The sequence below is a fragment of the Streptococcus sp. 5346 genome, assembly GCF_013277455.1.
Lineage (GTDB): Bacteria > Bacillota > Bacilli > Lactobacillales > Streptococcaceae > Streptococcus.
This window is the reverse complement of record NZ_VMMY01000025.1, coordinates 1-546: the sequence shown is the minus strand read 5'-3', so window position 1 is coordinate 546 and position 546 is coordinate 1. Positions and strand designations below refer to the sequence as shown.

Sequence of the window (546 nt, the reverse complement as noted above, 5' to 3'; positions counted from 1 at the left end):
GCTGTCAGCCTACTTTGTCCGCTGGAACTTCAATCGAACCGCCTGTAACCTTCACGCCTGGATGGTTACCCTCTACAGTCCAAGTGCCATTGTCCCCTTTCTTGACAACAACTGGTCCGCCTTCTGTCAACGGAATCTCGATGCGATCGCCTCCATTTGTCGTATCTGGAGTCACTTTCAAGTTACCGTTTTGCCATTGTTCTACGGTTGGGGCTGTTGGCGCGGCTTTCGTTACTTTCAACTTAACAGTCGTGTCTTCACTACTTCCGTCAGTGTAAGTAATCGTAACTGGAATATCTTGGGTGCTTCCTGCAGTTAAGCTTGGTAATTGTTCTTTTGAAGTCACGGAGTGAATGTTCGATGACGCATAGTCTTTCTCTTCCGTTCCTACTGTGACTCCCACAACTCCCGTCTTCGTATGAAGGTCTTCGCCACTCAAGGTGTCTGTTGGTTTCTTGATGATGTCTGTCTTACGAACAGTATGCGCTTGTTTGCTGTAGGCTGCACTGTTTGTGCTATTTTCTAGATCGCCTTCTCCAACTTTTG

The 546-nt window shown here is 47.4% G+C and carries 1 protein-coding gene; it reads right to left on the bottom strand.

Annotated elements, in window-relative coordinates; translation table 11 throughout:
• Positions 1-4: 4 nt before the first annotated feature.
• The coding region (locus HT732_RS10080) for a hypothetical protein (RefSeq protein WP_205380667.1) at positions 5-546 on the bottom strand (542 nt) is incomplete at its 5' end.